Genomic DNA, 16,512 nt, shown 5'->3' with positions numbered 1-16,512 from the left:
CCGTCTGGCCACCACCCTCACCACCGGCGGCACCCCGACTCGTTGGCCCGCCGCCACGAAGCCGCCCTCCACCTGGCTGCTCTCACCAGGGAACGGGCCCCTCGGCGTTGACATAGTTCCCGCTCGGCATGTCCTCGCCGGTGGCCAGCCGCACGGCGATCTCGGCACCCTCGGCCGCCGTCCTGGTGACCTTGAACTTGCCGCGCGTGAAGTCGGTGTCGCACGGTCCCGGGTCCGCCGCGTACACACCGATGCCCTCCGGCGCCAACTGCTTCGCGTACTGCACAGTGACCTGGTTCAACGCGGTCTTGGACGGCGCGTACGCGAGCGAGCCCGGGATGTGGGTGAAGTACCAGCTCGGGTCGCTCATGCGGGTGAGCGAGCCGACGCTGCTGGTGAGGTTGACGATCCGGGCACCGCCGTTCGCCTTGCGCAGCAGCGGCAGGAACGCCTCCGTCACGGCGACGACGCCGAACACGTTCGTCTCGAACACCTCGCGGATGGCGTCCAGCTCCACGGCGCCCGGCGTCTGCGACCGCATGCCGCCGCTGATGCCGGCGTTGTTGACGAGGACGTCGAGCCGGCCGTACGTCGCCCCCACCTCGTTGGCGGCCGCCGCGATGCTGGCCGGGTCGGTGACGTCGAGCGCGACGTCGCGGCTCTTGTCCCGCGCCGCGGCGACGACCGTCCACCCCAGGTCGGTCAGCTGACGCGCGATCTCGTACCCGATGCCCTTGTTCGCCCCAGTGACGAGGGCGATCTTGTCGTTGGTCATACCGTCGACTTCACCAGCCGGACCCCTCGGCGGGCCAACACCGGTTGGGTGCGGACCCATACCCTGAGGGTATGGAACGGCTGTCGACGCGCGAGTTGGAGTACTTCGTCGCGCTCTCCGAGGAACTGCACTTCGGCCGCGCGGCCGAGCGGCTCGGGATCGCGCAACCGCCACTGTCGCGGGCGATCCGGCAGCTGGAACGCCGGGTTGGCGTGCCGTTGCTCGAACGGACCAGCCGCAAGGTCGCCTTGACACCGGCCGGAGAGGTGCTGCTGCACGAGTCGCGCAAGGCTCTCGACGCGGTGTCGGCGGCGATGCTTCGTACGCAACGCGCCGGTGCCGTGTCGAGCCGGCTGGTGGTGGTGCTGAAGCCCGGCGGTGAAGGCGGATTGCTGCCGGACATCCTTGCCAGGTACGAGAAAGACCCCGACGCGATCGAGGTCGACCTGCTGTTCTGCGGTGTCGGCGAGCAGGCCATGATGCTGCGAGATGGACGGGCGGATGTGGCGTTTCTGCATGCGCCGCACGACGATCTGAGTGGGTTCGACGCCGAGGAGCTGGTGGTCGAGAAGATGATCGTCGTGGTGCCTGCGGGCCACCGGTTGGCCGGGCGTTCGCACGTACGGCTCGCGGACCTGGAGGGCGAGAATCTTCCTTCCTGGCAAGGCGGAACGGTCGACGAGGGCTTCGGCCCGGACCCGCACGCGGGCGGCCGGCTCATGCAGCTGATCGCGCTGGGGCGGCTGGTCGCCGTCGTTCCCGCGTCGCTCGCCGGTCAGCTCCGCCGCGACCTGGCCTGTGTGCCGGTCGAGGACGCGGCGCCGTCGACGTTGCTGGTGGCATGGCCGGAGCGCAGCCGATCGCGTGCGGTGGCGGCGTTCGTACGCGCCGCCGTGGCCGTCAGTCCTTTCGCCCGCTGAGAGCTACGCCCACGCCGAGGCCGATCATCGTGACGCCAGCGGCGCCGCCGACGAGCTCCAGGCGGCGGTCCGAACGGGTGAACCACGCGCGCGCCACCCCTGCCGTGACCCCGTACACGCTGTCGCTGAGCAGCGCGATCACCGCGAAGATCGCGCCGAACACGATCATCTGCAGGCTCGCATGCCCGACCTTGGGATCGACGAACTGCGGCAGGATCGCACCGAAGAACACCACGGTCTTGGGGTTCGTCACCGCCACCACGAACCCCTGCCACCAGGTCCGCCCGCTGGTGCCGCCGCTGGGCTGGGTCTCCCAGATCTCGCGCAGCTTCTTGCGCTGCCGGAACGCGCGGACGCCGAGGAAGATCAGGTACGCGGCGCCGGCGTACTTCAGCACGGCGTACGCGATCGCCGAGGTCTGCACGATCGCGCCGAGCCCGAGGGCCACGGCCGCGGCGAGCACGAAGCTGCCGACGGCCCCGCCGACGACGGTGATCAGCGCGGCGCGGCGACCGTACGCCAGCGCGCGGCTGATCACGAACAGGACGGACGGGCCGGGCGCCAGGATGATCAGGAACGCCGCGAGGGCGAAGGCGAGGAGATGGTCGGTCGGCGGCATGGCTGGTACATAACCACGCGGCAGGACCGGTCGGGTAGTGCTTTCGGAGCTATCGTCGGCTGCATGCATGACCTGGTGCCGGAGCTCGCGGCGTGGTTCGCGGCGGGTGAGCGGTTCGCGCTCGCCACCGTCGTCGACACGTTCCGCAGCGCCCCGCGCCCACCCGGCGCCGCGATGGCCGTGTCCGCGGGCGGCGAGGCGGTGGGCAGCGTGTCCGGCGGGTGTGTCGAGGGGGCGGTGTACGAGCTCGGCCAGGCGGTGCTGCTGTCTGGTGTGCCGGTGCTGCAGCGGTACGGGGTGAGCGACGAGGACGCGTTCGCGGTCGGTCTGACGTGCGGCGGGATCATCGACGTCTTCGTGCAGCCGGTCGATCCCTCGACTCATCCCTCCTTTGCTGAGGTCGCGGCGGACATCGTGGCGGGGCGTCCGGTCGCGCTGGCGACGGTGGTGGACGGGCCTCGGGAGGCGGGGAGTCACGTGGTGGTCCGGCCGTCGTCGGTGGCGGGATCGTTCGGCTCCGAGGGCCTGGACGTCGCGGTGATCGACGACGCGCGGGGGCTGCTCGAGCAGGGGATGACGGGGACGCGCCGGTACGGGCCGTCCGGCGAACGGCGGCGGGACGAGGTCGCTGTGTTCGTCCAGTCGTTCGTACCGCCGCCGCGGATGCTGGTGTTCGGGGCGATCGACTTCGCCGCCGCGGTGGCGCGGATCGGGCGGTTCCTCGGGTTCCGCGTGACGGTGTGCGATGCGCGGCCGGTGTTCGCGACGTCGAAGCGGTTCCCGGATGCGGACGAGGTCGTGACGAAGTGGCCGCACACGTACCTGACGGGTGAGGTCGAGGCGGGGCGGATCGACGACCGTACGGTGATCTGCGTGCTGACGCACGACCCGAAGTTCGACGTGCCGCTGCTCGAGGTGGCGCTGCGTTCGCCTGGGTCTTACGTGGGGGCGATGGGCAGTCGGCGTACGCACGAGAAGCGGCTGGCGCACCTGCGCGAGTGCGGGCTGACCGATGTCGAACTGTCGCGGCTGGCTTCGCCGATCGGGCTGGACCTGGGGGCGCGGACGCCGGAGGAGACGGCGGTGTCGATCGCGGCGGAGATCATCGGCCTGCGGTGGGGCGGATCCGGTGCGCGGTTGTCGTCCGCGCGGGGGCGGATCCACGGGGAGCCGTTGGAGTGACCGACGTGACTGGCCTGGTGTTGGCGGCCGGGGCTGGGCGGCGTTTCGGCCGGCCGAAGGCTGCGGTGGAGATCGACGGCGAGCGCTTCGTCGACCGCGCGGTGCGTGTGCTGCGGGAGGGCGGCTGCTCCCCGGTGGTGATCGTGTCCGGTGCGCTGCGTTTGTCGGTGCCAGGTGCTTCGGAGGTGCACAACGCGGACTGGGAGTCGGGCCTGGCCAGTACGTTCCGGGCCGGCCTCGCCGCGGTGACAACGGACGCCGTGGTCATCGTCCCGGTGGACACCCCCTGGCTCGGCGCGGACTCGGTGCGCCGCGTGATCGCCGCATGGGTGGCGGGCGCCGAGGTGGCGACGGGAACGTACGGCGGCAAGCGCCGCCACCCGGTGCTGCTGACCCGGCCCCATTTCGCCACCGCGGCAAGCCTCGCCGAGGGCGAGCAAGGAGCCCGCCCGTTCCTCAGCGCGCACCCCGACCTCGTCGTCGAAGTACCGTGCGACGACACCGGCTCCCCCTTCGACGTCGACCAGCCCGAGGACCTCGCCGGACCAGGCGCCACCTAACCTCCCGCGCCCTGGTCCACCGTCCACCGCCGGGATGCGAGGTCGATGCCCTTGCCGGCGAGGACGAGGTGGAAGGGGATCGGTGGGCGGTCCCACCACTCGCCGAGGGCGATGGGCCGGGCCCACTCTTCGGCCGCGTGCTTCAGTGCTCGGACCAGCCAGCTGATCGCCTCGGGCGGCTCGTCGACCAGGACCTGGTCGGGCTCGGTGACCACCACGACATACCCCTCACCGGGTGGCAGGCCCTCCTCCAGGTCGGTGATGCAGTCGTGGAACGCGTCGCGGTTCTCGCCGAAGTACAGCGGAAACTGCAAGGCCGCGGCGAATTCGTCGTAGACGCCGGCCTCCGTGCGCATCCTGCGGCCGCGCACGATGCGGACGGTGAGACCGGACGAGCTCCAGCCGAGCACGGTGGTGCCGATCGTCTGCTGATCGCCTTCGAGGAGGAGCGGCCGGAAGTCCTGCTCCACCCTCAACAGAGTGCGGACGTCGATCATGACACCCGATTCTGCCGGAGCGGATCGCGACCGAGAAAGTTCGCTGGCACTCACAACCAATCCCCCATCCCGGGCGTCTTCCTAAGCACGTGGGGGCGCGGTCGGCCATGCACGACTCGCGATGACGATCGGGGGAATGCCGGCTTCGAGCCGTGGTGCCACGTCGTGTCGGCGCCACGTAGGGAGCCGGCATTTCGCCATCGCAATGGGGGTTCCATGTCTCGTGCCAAAAGCAGGATCGCTCTACCCATCGTCGCCATCGCGGTCGCTACCTCCGCGGTGGCTGCCAGCATGCCCGGCGCGTTCGCGCAGGCCGCGGCAAAGCCGGAGCTGTCGGGGCGCCTCGTGGCGGCCGCGACGTCGACCACGATGGAGCGCTACGCCGACGAGGACGGCAACGTCTGGTTCGACAATCCGTCCATCGGCAGCTACCTGATCGCCAACCGCAACGTGCCGTTCGAGCTCCGCACGACGCGCAAGTCCTACAAGGACCCGATCGTCACCAAGCAACTCGTGCGCGTGAACGGCAAGAACGTCTGGCGGACGCTCCCCAACAGCCTGATCAAGAACTGGAACGGTCTCGACGCGTTCGCCCGCGTCACGATGACCAACGCCGCGGGCAAGAAGATCAGCGACCAGACGCAGACGTACTGCCCGAACAGCTCCGCCTACGAGGGCGGCTCGGTCCGCTACCTGCCCGGTGCGCCGGACACCTCGCCGTACCCGAACTTCGGCTGCTACGGAAACCCGTTCACGCTCGGCATGGTGTACGGCGTCCAGAAGGGCTGGGGCTCCGCGGTCGGCCAGCTCGGCGAGGAGCTGAGCGACACCAAGAAGGTCCCGGACGGCGTCTACACCGTCAAGGTCAGCGTGGAGAAGAAGTACCGCGACGCGCTGGGCATCTCCAACGACATCGCGACGATCAAGGTCACCGTCAAGACCACGAAGGAAGACCCGCACGGCGGCCACCTCGCCAAGGGCAAGCAGGGTGTGGCTCCGAAGCCGGCGGCCAAGGAGCCGACCGGTCAGGGGGCAGTGCCGCGGACCGGACCGAAGCCCGACCTGCGCGCGCTGCCCTCGTTCGGGATCTTCGCCGAGGGCGACGACCCGGACACGCCGGAGAAGGAGCGCGACACGCTCGGGTTCGGTGCCAACGTGTGGAACGCGGGTCCGTCGCCGCTCGTCGTGGACGGGTTCCGCCGTCCGAGCGAGGACATCATGGACGCGTACCAGTACTTCTACGACGCGAACGGCAAGCCCACCGGCTACAAGAAGACCGGCACGATGGAATGGGATCCGCGGGAGAGCCACCACCACTGGCACTTCAAGGACTTCGCCCAGTACACGTTGCTGAAGGAGAACAAGACCGAGGCCGTACGCAGCCACAAGGAAGCGTTCTGCCTCGCTCCGACCGACGCGATCGACCTGCTGGTCAAGGGCGCCAACTGGCAGCCGGGCGACCGCGACCTGCACACCGCGTGCGGTGGCAAGACGGCGCTGTCGATCCGCGAGGTGCTCGACGTCGGTCACGGCGACACGTACACGCAGGCGCGCGCCGGCCAGGCGTTCGACATCCAGGACCTGCCGAACGGCGTGTACTTCATCAAGATCGAAGCCAACCCGATGAAGAACCTGTACGAGTCCAACCTGAAGAACAACGTCTCGCTCCGCAAGGTGATTCTCGGCGGCAAGCCTGGTGCGCGCACGGTGCAGGTGCCGCCGTACGAAGGCATCGACTCCGAAGGACCGCTCGCGCGACGGTAGGCCTCACGCGACAACCGTGGAGGCGGCAGACTGCACCCTATGAACGACGTGCAGGCCTTGCCGTCTCCGTGCGTGGTCGTGCTCGTCGGCCCGGGCGCATCGGGAAAGACGTCCTGGGCCGACGCACACTTCCCGCCGGGCACGGTGGTGAGCAGCGACCGGCTGCGTGCGCTGGTGGGTGTTGCCGAGGACGACATCGAGGCGAGTACGGACGCGTTCGCGCTGCTCGACCAGCTCGTGGCGCGGCGGCTCGCGCGCAAGCTCACCACGGTGATCGACACGCTCGGCCTCGACACCGAGCGCCGTCAAGGCTGGCTTGCGCTGGCGCGGGCGAACGGGATGCCCTGCTATGCCGTCGCGTTCGACACTCCGGCGAAGGAGTGTCGCGAACGGAATCGCCAACGGGACAAGCGGATTCCAGTCGACGTCCTGAACGCGCAACTGCGGACGTGGGCGGCCGTACGCGATCGGCTCGACGACGAGGGCTTCGACGGCGTGCTGCGACCGGCGTACGTCCGCGTCGTGCCGGAGGCGTTCACCCAAGCCCAGGCCGCGGTCGAACGGCAGCAGCGCGATCCGAGCCGGCTGCGGTTCGGGCTGCAGCTCGCGACGTTCGACTGGCCGGGTGGCAATCCCGCTGTCAGGCAGCGGTTGACGGAGCTGGCGCAGGCCGCCGAGGAGGCCGGCTTCGACGCGCTCTACGTCATGGACCACTTCCGGCAGATCCCGCAGATCGGGCGCGCGTGGGACGCCATGCTGGAGAGCTACACGACGCTGGCGTTCCTCGCCGGGCGGACCGAGCGGGTCCGGCTCGGCACGCTCGTCACCGGCGTGACGTACCGCAACGTCGCGCACCTCGGCAAGATCATCGCCACCCTCGACGTGCTGAGCGGCGGCCGCGCGGTGTGCGGTCTCGGCCTCGGGTGGTTCGAGTCGGAGCATCGCGCGTACGGCTGGGAGTTTCCGCCCGTACGCGAGCGCTACGAGCTGCTCGAGGACGCACTGCGGGTGCTGCCGCTCGTGTGGGGCAAGGGCGCGCCGGCGTACGAGGGCAAGCAGCTGCACGTCAAGGAGGCCTTGTCGTACCCGCGGCCGCTGCAGGACCGCGTGCCGATCATCCTCGGTGGGAGCGGGGAACGACGGACTCTGAGGCTGGCGGCGCGATATGCCGACGCGTGCAACGTGTTCGGGAACGCGGAAACCGTACGCCACAAGACCGAAGTGCTCCGCGCCCACTGCATCGACGTCGACCGCGACCCCAGCGAGGTCGAGGTCACCCAGCTGTCCACGGTGTTGATCGGGACCGACGACCAGCAGGTGCGGGAGCTCGTCGAACAGCACCGCCCGCGCCGCCAAGACCCCGCGCGTTATGCCGCATCGGTCAACGCGGGAACGGTCGCCGACCAGGTGGGCAGGTTCCGCGAGCTCGCCGAAGCGGGAGCGAGCGAGGTGATGGTGCGCCTGCCCCACCTGGTCGACGCCTCGTCCCTGGAGCCGATAGCCAACGTGATCCGGGCCTTCCGCTAGAGCCGGTGATCATGTACGTGATCATGAAGGGAAACTGGCGTATACGACCACTCCGCCTTCATGATCACGTACATGATCACGGCGAGTCGAGCTCCTGGAAGAGGGTGAGCTGGAGGTCGCCCGGGGCCTCGAGGCGCGCGTTCAAGGAGCGCCACGGCGTCTCTGTCGGCTCCTTGACCAGGCGGGCTCCGCCGTCAACCAGCGCTTGCGTCGTGGCCGCCGAGTCGTCCACCTCCAGCGCGACGCGGATCGGCCCGGCGACGCGCTGCCCCACCTCGACGCGGTCGATGAAGTCGGCCTGCCGCGGGTCGATCAGCTCCAGCGTCGCCCGCCCCGCCTCCAGGAGAACGACCCGACCGTCGTCGCTGGAGAAGTCGGCGAGCTGCGGCATCCCAAGCACGTCGCGGTAGAACGCGACCGCGGCCTCCCAGTCGTCGACGGTGACGGCGAGGCGAAGCTCGCGTACGCCTTTGCTCATGATTCCCTCGGGTCGAACGGAAGCGGCGCGCCGCGGACGGACAGGACGACGGAGTACAGACTGGTGGAGCCGCAGATGAACATGCGGTTGCGCTTCGGGCCGCCGAAGACGACGTTCGCGACGGCCTCGGGCACCTTGATCTTGCCGATCAGCCTGCCGTCCGGGCTGTAGCAGTGGACGCCGTCGCCGGCGCTCGTCCACAGGCGCCCGGTGGAGTCGAAGCGGAAGCCGTCGAACGCGCCGTTCGTGCAGACGGCGAACACCTCACCGCCCTCGAGCTTGCCCTCGCTCGTGACGTCGAAGACGCGCATGTTCTTCGGCTTGCCGGTGTCGGAGACGAACAGCTTCGACTCGTCGGGCGTGAACGCGATCCCGTTCGGCCGGTCGAAGTCGTCTCCGACGATCGTGAGGTCACCGCTGTCGGCGTCGATGCGGTAGACGTGGCAGGCGCCGATCTCACTCTCGGCGTAGAAGCCCTCGTAGTCGCTCTGGATGCCGTACGACGGGTCGGTGAACCAGATCGAGTCGTCGGACTTCACCACGACGTCGTTCGGGCTGTTCAGCCGCATGCCGTCGTAGGCGTCGGCGAGAACGGTGATGCTGCCGTCGTGCTCGGTCCTCGTCACGCGGCGGTTGCCGTGCTCGCAGCTGATCAGCCGGCCCTCGCGGTCGAGCGTGTGACCGTTCGTGTAGCCGGCGGGATGGCGCCACACGCCGACGGCTCCGGAGGCCTCGTCGTAGCGCAGGATGCGGTCGTTGGGGATGTCGCTCCAGAGCAGGTACTTGCCGCTCGGGACGTACACGCCGCCCTCCGCCCAGCGGCAGCCCTCGTACACCTTTTCGAGCGTCAGATCACCCCACGTGCAGGGGCCGAAGTCGTCCTCGAGGGTTTCGTACACGTCGTCCTTCGCCACGAACTCTCCTTGCTCGTAGGGGTTCTGGCTTGACGCTACTGGAGTTCGCGCGGTCGTAAAGCACGGACCAGACCTCGGCGACCACACCCCGTCAGTGGGGTGTAACTTTGGGCATTCCTTGGTAGCGCCCAGGCGAGGTCACCCTCGCCGACCGCCGGCCACACCCGCGGGGAGGTGGGGCGGGACGTCGGAAGGCCACCTGGGCGCTACCTGGGCCGACCTCAGGCTCGGTGTGTCCGCGGAAAGCGCGGACCTCGTCGGTCGGCGTCACACCCGGGGGGCGACCCCCCCGGACCCCCCACGGTGCTTGCTCGTCACCGACCCCACGTGGTCGCGGCGGTCGACACCAGCATGAGCACCTACGGTTCCGTGAGCCCCGTACTCTGATTCCAATGCGCGCTTTCCTGGATTGGCCAGACTGCCGGAACGTCCGCGACCTCGGCACCATCAAGGGCATTCGCCCGGGTGCACTCATCCGCTCCGACAACCTCGACAAGCTGACCGATGTCGGCATCGCCGCCGTGCACGCCGCGAACGTCAGCCGCATCATCGACCTCCGCACGATCGGCGAGCTGGAGAACTACCCCAACCCGTTCGCCGACCATCCGTCGTACCTCCACCGCACGCTGATTCCCGCGCTGCGGCCCAACGACGACCCGCCCGTCCCGCTGCTGCGCGACTACATCGACCTGCTGCGCCTGGAGAACGGCCGGTTCGTCGTCGCCGCGCTGCAGGCGATCGTCGACGCTCCGCCCGGCGCGGTCCTCGTGCACTGCCACGCCGGCAAGGACCGCACCGGCCTGATCGTTGGGCTCGCGCTCGCCGTCGCCGGCATCGACGGCGAGGCGATCGCCGCCGACTACGCGCTCACCGCCGAACGGCTGGACCTGACCCCGGAGCACTCCGCGCCGGAGGTCATCGCTGCCGCGCTCGCCGACCTCGGCCAGGTCGAGGCGTACCTCACCGCCGGCGGCATGACCGCCGGTCAGCTCGAAGCACTGAAGGACCGGCTCACGTGATCGACTGGCCCGGCTGCCGGAACGTCCGCGACCTCGGCACCATCCCCGGCGTCCACAGCGGCGCGCTGATCCGCTCCGACTCCCTCACCGAGCTCACCGCCGCTGGAGTCGAAGCCGTCCGCGCGGCCAAACCCAGCCGCATCGTCGACCTGCGTACGCACCGGGAGCTGCGCGCGCTGCCCAACCCGTTCGCCGACGACGCCGCCTACGTGCATCGCTCGCTGTACCCCGACCCGCCTCCGCCCAGGGAGGACCTGACGCCGGTGCAGCAGTACAGCTGGCTGCTCGACTACAGCATCGAACGGTTCGCGCAGGCCGTCGCCGCGATCGCCGACGCGCCCGCAGGCGGACTGGTGGTCGTGCACTGCGCCGGTGGCGTGGACCGTACCGGCCTGGTCATCGCCGTCACGCTCAGCAGCATCGGCATCAACCGGGACGAAGTGGTTGCCGACTACCTCCGCAGCGACGACGTCGAGGCGAGCACGCTGACCGGCGCGCTCGAGCACGTCGATGCGCGTTATGGCGACGTCCAGAAGTACCTCGCACACGGCGGAATGTCGTCAGGACAGGCAGCCAAGCTGCGGGAACGGCTGGTACTCGGCCCGCCGGCAGGGTAGGAAGTTGTCCATGACCAACACCGATCCGGCACAGAACTTCGTCGCTCAGCTCCCGGGCGACGTCAGCATCCCTCTCCTCGGCTTCGGAACGTGGCAGCTTCGGGGCGACTCGGCGCGGGACGCGGTCGGCTGGGCGCTGGAGACCGGTTACCGGCACCTCGACACGGCGACGGCGTACGGCAACGAGACCCAGGTGGGCGCCGCCGTTCGTGAGAGTGGCCTCGACCGCGACGACATCTTCATCACGACCAAGCTCCCGCCCGACCACGCGGGGCAGGAGGAGTCGACGCTCAAGGCGAGCCTCGACGGCCTCGGCGTCGACCACCTCGACCTCTGGCTGATCCACTGGCCGCCGAACAAGACCGCCGGCATCCCCACCTGGGAGGCGTTCATCCAGGCGAAGGAAGACGGCAAGACGCGCTCGATCGGCGTCAGCAACTACTCCCTCTCCCAGCTGGACGAGCTGATCGACGCCACCGGCGTCGCGCCGGCCGTCAACCAGATCAAGTGGGGACCGGCCCTGTTCGACGCCAAGACCGTCGACGGCCACCTCGAGCGAGGCGTCGCGCTGGAGGGCTACAGCCCGTTCCGCGTCGGCCCGCTCGACCACCCCACGCTGAACGCGATCGCGGAGAAGTACGGCAAGAACACCGCCCAGGTGATCCTGCGCTGGCACCTCCAGCACGGCTTCATCGCGATCCCGAAGTCCGCCCACCAGGACCGGATTCGGGCCAACTTCGAGGTGTTCGACTTCGAGCTCACCCAGGACGAGCTCGAGTCGATCAACGGCCTCACCGCCTAGCCTCGATCTTTCGTCCGGCGGTGGGTTCGACCGGTCCGGCCCCGCCCCTGGGGCCAATGATCATGTTTACATGATCATTGGCCCCTTTACGTGGGGTGGACGCCAGGTAGAGTGGCCACTGGCCGCGTAAGGCGACCACGACGCCTCCCCATCAGGACTCCTTCCGGAACACCACGAGCGCGAGAACGGCCAACGCCACCGTGATCCCCGCGGCCACCCAGCCCACCACGTGCATGCCGGCACTGAACGCCTCGCCGCCGAGCGCGTCCCCCGAGCCGCCCTGCTGCCGGTAGACCAACGTCGTCAGGCTGCCGAGCACCGCGATCCCCAAAGCGCCGCCGAACTCGTTGCTGGTCTCGGAGATCGACGCCACCGCACCCGCCTTCGACTCCGGCGCGGCCGTGACCATCAGGTCCGTCACGGCGATGAACACCGGCGCCAACCCGGCCGAGTACACGACCGACGCCGCGACGACCACAGCGAGTGCACCCGACGACAACGTGAACAGCCAGAACCCGACCGACGCGACCAGCAGCCCGCCGACCAGCACCGCCACGACCGGCAGCTTCCGCAGCAGCACCGGCGCCACCACCGAGGTCGCGGTGAGCCCCACCATCGCCGGCACCGACCAGATCCCGGCCTGCAACGGCGAGAGTCCGACGACGAGCTGGAGGTACTGCGCGTACAGGAAGAACGCGCCGAGGATCGCGAAGTACCCGAACGTGTTGGTCACCAGCGCCGCCGAGAAGACCCGCGAACGGAACAGCCGCAGGTCGATCAACGGATCCGCAAGCCGGCCTTGACGCCGAACGAACGCGTACCCCAGCGCCAGCCCGAGCACGATCGCGAGCACCGACACGACTCCGAAGCCGTCCTTCGCGAGCTCCTTCAGGCCGTAGATCACCGGCAGGATCGTCGCGAGCGACAGCCCGACGCTCACCAGGTCGATTCGCCCGGCGGACGGGCTGCGGTACTCCGGCAGCAGCACGGGTCCGACCACGAGCAGCAGCACCATCACCGGCACCGCGACCAGAAACACCGAACCCCACCAGAAGTGCTCCAGCAGCACGCCGCCGACCACCGGCCCGAGCGCGCCGCCGACCGAGAGGCTGACCGCCCAGGCGGAGATCGCGACCGTACGTTGCCGCGCGTCGGCGAACATCGTGCGGATCAGCGACAGCGTCGACGGTGCCAGCGTCGCGCCCGCGACGCCGAGCAGCACCCGCGCGACGATCAGCAGCTCGGCGGTCGGTGCGTACGCCGCGACGATCGAGGCGATACCGAACGCGCCGGCGCCGAACAGCAGCAGCTTGCGCCGGCCGATGCGGTCGCCGAGCGTGCCCATCGTGATGAGGAAGCCCGCGAGCATGAACCCGTAGCTGTCGACGATCCACAGCAGCTGCGTGCTGCTCGGCTCGAGGGCGGCGCTGAGCGCGGGCACGGCGAGGTTCAGCACGCTGAAGTCGAGCGTGATGAGCATCGCCGGCAGGGAGAGAACGACGAGCCCGAGCCACTCGCGGCGGCCCGCCGTTGTCGCGGTGTCTGTCATGGGTTGAGCGTGCGCGGCGCCACGCACGATTCGCTGGGGGTCATACGCTCAGGACCATGCGTTTCGGCGTGCTCGGCCCGCTGGCCGCCTGGACGGCGGACGGCACGCCAGTGCGTGTCCCCGAGCTGAAGGTACGGGCGCTGTTGGGCGACCTGCTCGCGCACGAAGGGCGACCGGCGCCCGCGGACCGGCTCGCGTTCGACCTGTGGGGCGACGAGCCGCCGGGCAACCCGACGAACACCCTGCAGACCAAGGTGTCTCAGCTGCGGCGCGCGCTCGAGGACGCCGAGCCCGGTGGTAGGAAGCTGGTCGCGTACGAGTCCCCCGGCTACCGGCTGCTGGTCGAGCCGGACGCCGTGGACGCGTTCCGGTTCCGCGCGCTGGTGAAGGCGGGCCAGCTCGACGAGGCGTTGGCGTTGTGGCGCGGCAACGCGCTGGAGGACTTCCGCGACGAGCCGTGGGCGCAGCTGTTCGTCGCGCGGCTGAACGAGGAGCGGCTGCTGGCGTACGAAGCGCTCGCGGGCACGCTCACGGCCGCGGAGCTTGGCGAGCTCGTCGCCAAGCATCCGTTGCGCGAACGGCTGCGTGCCGCGTACGTCCGCGCGCTCTACACCGCCGGCCGCCAGACCGAGGCGCTCGACAGCCTGCGGGACCTGCGCGAACGGCTGGCCGACGAGCTCGGCATCGACCCCGGCCCGGAGCTGGTCGAGCTGCAGCAGGCGATCCTCCGGCACGAGCTCGCGCCGCAGCGGACCAATCTGCCCGTCCCCGCGACCGACCTGATCGGTCGCGCCGAGGCCGTGACCGAGGTGCGGCACCTGCTCGACACGTCCCGCCTCGTCACGCTCACCGGCACGGGCGGCGTCGGCAAGACCCGGCTCGCGCTGGAGGTCGCGCGCGGCGTCGACAACGCCTGGCTGGTCGCGCTCACCACGCTCGACCGCGACGCGACTCCTGCCGAGGTCGCCGCGCTGGTCCTCACCGCGCTGGACATCCGGGACGAGTCGGACGAACCCGTGCGGGCTCTGGTCGCCGCCGTACGGACGAGGCAGACCCTGCTCGTCCTCGACAACTGCGAGCACATCGTCGACGCCGTCGCCGAGGTGGTCGACGCTCTGTTGGCGGCCGCGCAAGACGTCCGGCTGCTCGCGACCAGCCAGGAACCGCTCGGCGTCGCCGGCGAGTACGTGTGGACCGTTCCGCCGCTCGCGGACGACAGCGCGGCCGAGCTGTTCGCCGCCCGCGCGCGGGCCGCCGGGCACGACGCACCGCTCGACCCAGCGGAGATCGCGGCGATCTGCCAGCGCCTCGACGGCATCCCGCTCGCGTTGGAGCTCGCCGCGACTCGGGTTCGGGCGCTGGGGACGAACGAGCTGGCCCGCCGTCTCGACGACCGGTTCCGCGTGCTCGCGACCGGTCGCCGCGGCGCGCCGGAGCGACACCAGACGCTCCGCGCGACCATCGACTGGAGCTGGCAGCTGCTCTCCGAGCCGGAGCGCACGGTGTTGCGCAGGCTCGCCGTTCCCGCCGACGGCTGCACACTGGAGGCAGCGGAGGCGATCTGCGGTGACTTCGATGCGCTGACCAGGCTGGTGGACCGTTCGCTGGTCGTCGCGTCCGGCGGGCGCTACCGGCTGCTCGAGTCGATCGCGGCGTACGCGCAGGAGCGGCTGGCCGAGGCGGGCGAGGTCGACGCGACCCGCGAGCGGCAGCACGCGTACTACCTCGACCTCGCGGTCCGCGCCGAGTCACACCTGCGCGGCCCCGACCAGCAGGACTGGCTCGGTCGGCTCGATGCCGAGGCGGCGAACTTCCGTTCAGCGCTCGACCACAGGCCGGCGCCACGGCTGGTGAACGCACTCGCCTGGTACTGGATCCTGCGCGGGCGGCTGCGCGAGGCGGTCCGCGCGTTCGACCTGGCGCTCACCAGCGCTCCGGATCCCGAGGCGCTGACCTGGCGCGCGGGCATCCTGCTGCTGATGGGCGCACCGGTCGACCTCGCGACGCTCGAGCCGGGGGCACCGGCCCGCGCGCGGCTGTTCCTCGGCTTCGCCTGCTCGGACGTTCTCGATCTCGCGACCGGCGAGCAGATCGTCACCGACGCGATCGCCGACCTCCGGGCCTCCGGCGACGAGTGGGGCGTCGCGGCCGGGCTGGGCACGCGGGCGAAACAGGCGTACGCACGCGGCGATCTCGACCTGCTCGCAAGCAGCGCGCAGGAGAGCCACCGGCTGTTCGTCGAGCTCGGCGACCGCTGGGGCCAGCTGCAGGCGATCGAGTGGCTCGGCGCGCTCGCCGACCTCGCGGGCGACTACGCGGAGGCGACGCGGCTGCACGAGAACGGCGTACGGATGGCCGAACAGCTCGGATCCTGGCCGCAGGTCGCCGACCATCTCACCTGGCGCGGCCGGATCGCCATGCTGCAGGGCGATTTCGGCGCTGCCCGTTCGTTGCTGGACCGTGCGCACCGGCTGGCGACCGAGCAGAGCTATGGGCCGGGCCTCAACTTCGTCGTTCTGGAGCAGGGACTGCTCGCGCGTCGGGTCGGCGATCTGGACGAGGCGGAACGCTTGCTGGGTTCGATGTTGGCGGACGGGCAACTGCATCCGACGCCGTTGGCGACGATCTACGACGAGCTCGGCATCGTCGCCGTACAACGCGAAGCGTACGAACGCGCTGCCACTCTGCACGGCTGCGCGGCGGCGACCCGCGAGTCCGTCGGCGCACTGCTGGCGGCCGGCGAACGGGTCGACGTCGAACGTGCGATGGCCGCGACGAAGTCGATCCTCGGTGCACATCGATTTGCTTCCGCGTACGACCGTGGGCGCAATCTCCACGCAGGTGAGGCTTTCGCGCTCGTCGGCGAGTCGCCTCAACGAACGTCGATGTGATGCGCATAATCCAACGAGTACGTGCACAAATGTGCAGACAGCCGATTCCGGGCACCTGGCTGCACATTCTCCTGACTGACTGGCATTGTCGAAGTATCCCCGGCGACAGCGATATCAGCGAGGGTCGTCGTGGGTGATGCACGAGACCGACCACGAGTGGTTCAGCGGAAGCAAACCCTTCTGAGAATCGCTCGGGAATCGCAGGTTCCATGGACTGGGGAGTGGTCCTGACCGTGGTGGCGGTTGTCGCCGTCGCCTTCGTTCTTGTCATGATCATCGCGATGCTCATCGGAACGATTCGCAGCACGCGCCGGAACGCGAAGCCTGGACGCAAGGAGAACTGGAGCCACACCAAGGACAAGGAGTTCTTGCCCTGGGAGGACGACGATCGCTGACGC

At 69.8% G+C, this 16,512-nt stretch carries 16 protein-coding genes; 10 read left to right on the top strand and 6 right to left on the bottom strand.

Annotation, left to right across the window (positions count from 1 at the left end):
* Positions 1-82: 82 nt before the first annotated feature.
* Complete coding sequence (locus JOD67_RS10315) at positions 83-775, bottom strand: SDR family NAD(P)-dependent oxidoreductase (protein WP_205117210.1); 693 nt, start codon at positions 773-775, stop codon at positions 83-85.
* Positions 776-846: 71 nt separating this feature from the next.
* On the opposite strand from JOD67_RS10315, the gene JOD67_RS10310 reads away from it, so the two are divergent.
* Positions 847-1,695, top strand: coding sequence for a LysR family transcriptional regulator (locus JOD67_RS10310; RefSeq protein ID WP_205117209.1), 849 nt, complete (start codon positions 847-849; stop codon positions 1,693-1,695).
* On the opposite strand, the gene JOD67_RS10305 is transcribed toward JOD67_RS10310, so the two are convergent.
* The gene (locus JOD67_RS10305) at positions 1,676-2,314 is read right to left on the bottom strand and encodes a LysE family translocator (protein ID WP_205117208.1); all 639 of its coding nucleotides are present in this window, start codon (positions 2,312-2,314) and stop codon (positions 1,676-1,678) included. The genes JOD67_RS10310 and JOD67_RS10305 overlap by 20 nt on opposite strands.
* 63 nt (positions 2,315-2,377) lie before the next feature.
* Between JOD67_RS10305 and JOD67_RS10300 the strand changes: the two genes are divergently transcribed.
* The gene (locus JOD67_RS10300; protein ID WP_205117207.1) at positions 2,378-3,496 is read left to right on the top strand and encodes an XdhC family protein; all 1,119 of its coding nucleotides are present in this window, start codon (positions 2,378-2,380) and stop codon (positions 3,494-3,496) included.
* Positions 3,493-4,056 (top strand): nucleotidyltransferase family protein, encoded by a 564-nt coding sequence (locus tag JOD67_RS10295; protein ID WP_307782343.1) that lies wholly within the window; start codon positions 3,493-3,495, stop codon positions 4,054-4,056. Before JOD67_RS10300 ends, JOD67_RS10295 begins: the two co-directional genes overlap by 4 nt.
* Here JOD67_RS10295 and JOD67_RS10290 read toward each other — a convergent pair.
* Positions 4,053-4,553: a barstar family protein gene (locus tag JOD67_RS10290; RefSeq protein ID WP_205117206.1), complete on the bottom strand. Its 501-nt coding sequence runs from the start codon at positions 4,551-4,553 to the stop codon at positions 4,053-4,055. The genes JOD67_RS10295 and JOD67_RS10290 overlap by 4 nt on opposite strands.
* A gap of 216 nt (positions 4,554-4,769) precedes the next feature.
* Between JOD67_RS10290 and JOD67_RS10285 the strand changes: the two genes are divergently transcribed.
* Both JOD67_RS10285 and JOD67_RS10280 read left to right on the top strand, forming a co-directional pair.
* Positions 4,770-6,317 (top strand): lysyl oxidase family protein, encoded by a 1,548-nt coding sequence (locus JOD67_RS10285; RefSeq protein ID WP_239553797.1) that lies wholly within the window; start codon positions 4,770-4,772, stop codon positions 6,315-6,317.
* A 39-nt stretch (positions 6,318-6,356) separates the two neighbouring features.
* Positions 6,357-7,844 (top strand): TIGR03560 family F420-dependent LLM class oxidoreductase, encoded by a 1,488-nt coding sequence (locus tag JOD67_RS10280; RefSeq protein WP_205117205.1) that lies wholly within the window; start codon positions 6,357-6,359, stop codon positions 7,842-7,844.
* 76 nt (positions 7,845-7,920) lie between these two features.
* Here the strand turns inward: JOD67_RS10280 and JOD67_RS10275 are convergent, their stop codons facing one another.
* Complete coding sequence (locus tag JOD67_RS10275) at positions 7,921-8,322, bottom strand: VOC family protein (protein ID WP_205117204.1); 402 nt, start codon at positions 8,320-8,322, stop codon at positions 7,921-7,923.
* Entirely contained in the window at positions 8,319-9,236 is a 918-nt protein-coding gene (locus JOD67_RS10270; protein WP_205117203.1) for an SMP-30/gluconolactonase/LRE family protein, read from the bottom strand. The genes JOD67_RS10275 and JOD67_RS10270 overlap by 4 nt, the downstream gene beginning before the upstream one ends.
* Positions 9,237-9,628: 392 nt before the next feature.
* On the opposite strand from JOD67_RS10270, the gene JOD67_RS10265 reads away from it, so the two are divergent.
* The 3 genes from JOD67_RS10265 to JOD67_RS10255 are packed head-to-tail and all read left to right on the top strand — an operon-like array spanning position 9,629 to position 11,674.
* Complete coding sequence (locus JOD67_RS10265) at positions 9,629-10,255, top strand: tyrosine-protein phosphatase (protein WP_205117202.1); 627 nt, start codon at positions 9,629-9,631, stop codon at positions 10,253-10,255.
* Positions 10,252-10,872, top strand: coding sequence for a tyrosine-protein phosphatase (locus JOD67_RS10260; RefSeq protein ID WP_205117201.1), 621 nt, complete (start codon positions 10,252-10,254; stop codon positions 10,870-10,872). Before JOD67_RS10265 ends, JOD67_RS10260 begins: the two co-directional genes overlap by 4 nt.
* Before the next feature lie 10 nt (positions 10,873-10,882).
* A complete protein-coding gene (locus tag JOD67_RS10255) occupies positions 10,883-11,674 on the top strand; it encodes an aldo/keto reductase (protein ID WP_205117200.1) in 792 nt (263 codons plus the stop codon).
* 151 nt (positions 11,675-11,825) lie between these two features.
* On the opposite strand, the gene JOD67_RS10250 is transcribed toward JOD67_RS10255, so the two are convergent.
* Complete coding sequence (locus tag JOD67_RS10250; RefSeq protein ID WP_205117199.1) at positions 11,826-13,223, bottom strand: MFS transporter; 1,398 nt, start codon at positions 13,221-13,223, stop codon at positions 11,826-11,828.
* Between the two features lie 56 nt (positions 13,224-13,279).
* On the opposite strand from JOD67_RS10250, the gene JOD67_RS10245 reads away from it, so the two are divergent.
* Together JOD67_RS10245 and JOD67_RS10240 are read left to right on the top strand one after the other, a co-directional pair.
* On the top strand, positions 13,280-16,114 hold the full coding sequence (locus JOD67_RS10245; protein WP_205117198.1) for an AfsR/SARP family transcriptional regulator: 2,835 nt from the start codon (positions 13,280-13,282) through the stop codon (positions 16,112-16,114).
* Between the two features lie 209 nt (positions 16,115-16,323).
* Complete coding sequence (locus JOD67_RS10240) at positions 16,324-16,509, top strand: hypothetical protein (RefSeq protein WP_205117197.1); 186 nt, start codon at positions 16,324-16,326, stop codon at positions 16,507-16,509.
* Positions 16,510-16,512: the final 3 nt, after the last annotated feature.

The organism is Tenggerimyces flavus (genome assembly GCF_016907715.1).
Taxonomy (GTDB): Bacteria; Actinomycetota; Actinomycetes; order Propionibacteriales; family Actinopolymorphaceae; genus Tenggerimyces; species Tenggerimyces flavus.
Note: the sequence above shows the minus strand (reverse complement) of the source record. Positions and strands in the feature narration are given on the sequence as shown.

Excerpts from the sequence above, each read along its gene's own strand:
- JOD67_RS10315 (WP_205117210.1), bottom strand. The coding sequence starts at position 775 with ATGACCAACGACAAGATCGCCCTCGTCACTGGGGCGAACAAGGGCATC.
- JOD67_RS10310 (WP_205117209.1), top strand. The coding sequence starts at position 847 with ATGGAACGGCTGTCGACGCGCGAGTTGGAGTACTTCGTCGCGCTCTCC.
- JOD67_RS10305 (WP_205117208.1), bottom strand. The coding sequence starts at position 2,314 with ATGCCGCCGACCGACCATCTCCTCGCCTTCGCCCTCGCGGCGTTCCTG.
- JOD67_RS10300 (WP_205117207.1), top strand. The coding sequence starts at position 2,378 with ATGCATGACCTGGTGCCGGAGCTCGCGGCGTGGTTCGCGGCGGGTGAG.
- JOD67_RS10290 (WP_205117206.1), bottom strand. The coding sequence starts at position 4,553 with ATGATCGACGTCCGCACTCTGTTGAGGGTGGAGCAGGACTTCCGGCCG.
- JOD67_RS10285 (WP_239553797.1), top strand. The coding sequence starts at position 4,770 with ATGTCTCGTGCCAAAAGCAGGATCGCTCTACCCATCGTCGCCATCGCG.
- JOD67_RS10280 (WP_205117205.1), top strand. The coding sequence starts at position 6,357 with ATGAACGACGTGCAGGCCTTGCCGTCTCCGTGCGTGGTCGTGCTCGTC.
- JOD67_RS10275 (WP_205117204.1), bottom strand. The coding sequence starts at position 8,322 with ATGAGCAAAGGCGTACGCGAGCTTCGCCTCGCCGTCACCGTCGACGAC.
- JOD67_RS10265 (WP_205117202.1), top strand. The coding sequence starts at position 9,629 with ATGCGCGCTTTCCTGGATTGGCCAGACTGCCGGAACGTCCGCGACCTC.
- JOD67_RS10255 (WP_205117200.1), top strand. The coding sequence starts at position 10,883 with ATGACCAACACCGATCCGGCACAGAACTTCGTCGCTCAGCTCCCGGGC.
- JOD67_RS10250 (WP_205117199.1), bottom strand. The coding sequence starts at position 13,223 with ATGACAGACACCGCGACAACGGCGGGCCGCCGCGAGTGGCTCGGGCTC.
- JOD67_RS10245 (WP_205117198.1), top strand. The coding sequence starts at position 13,280 with ATGCGTTTCGGCGTGCTCGGCCCGCTGGCCGCCTGGACGGCGGACGGC.
- JOD67_RS10240 (WP_205117197.1), top strand. The coding sequence starts at position 16,324 with ATGGACTGGGGAGTGGTCCTGACCGTGGTGGCGGTTGTCGCCGTCGCC.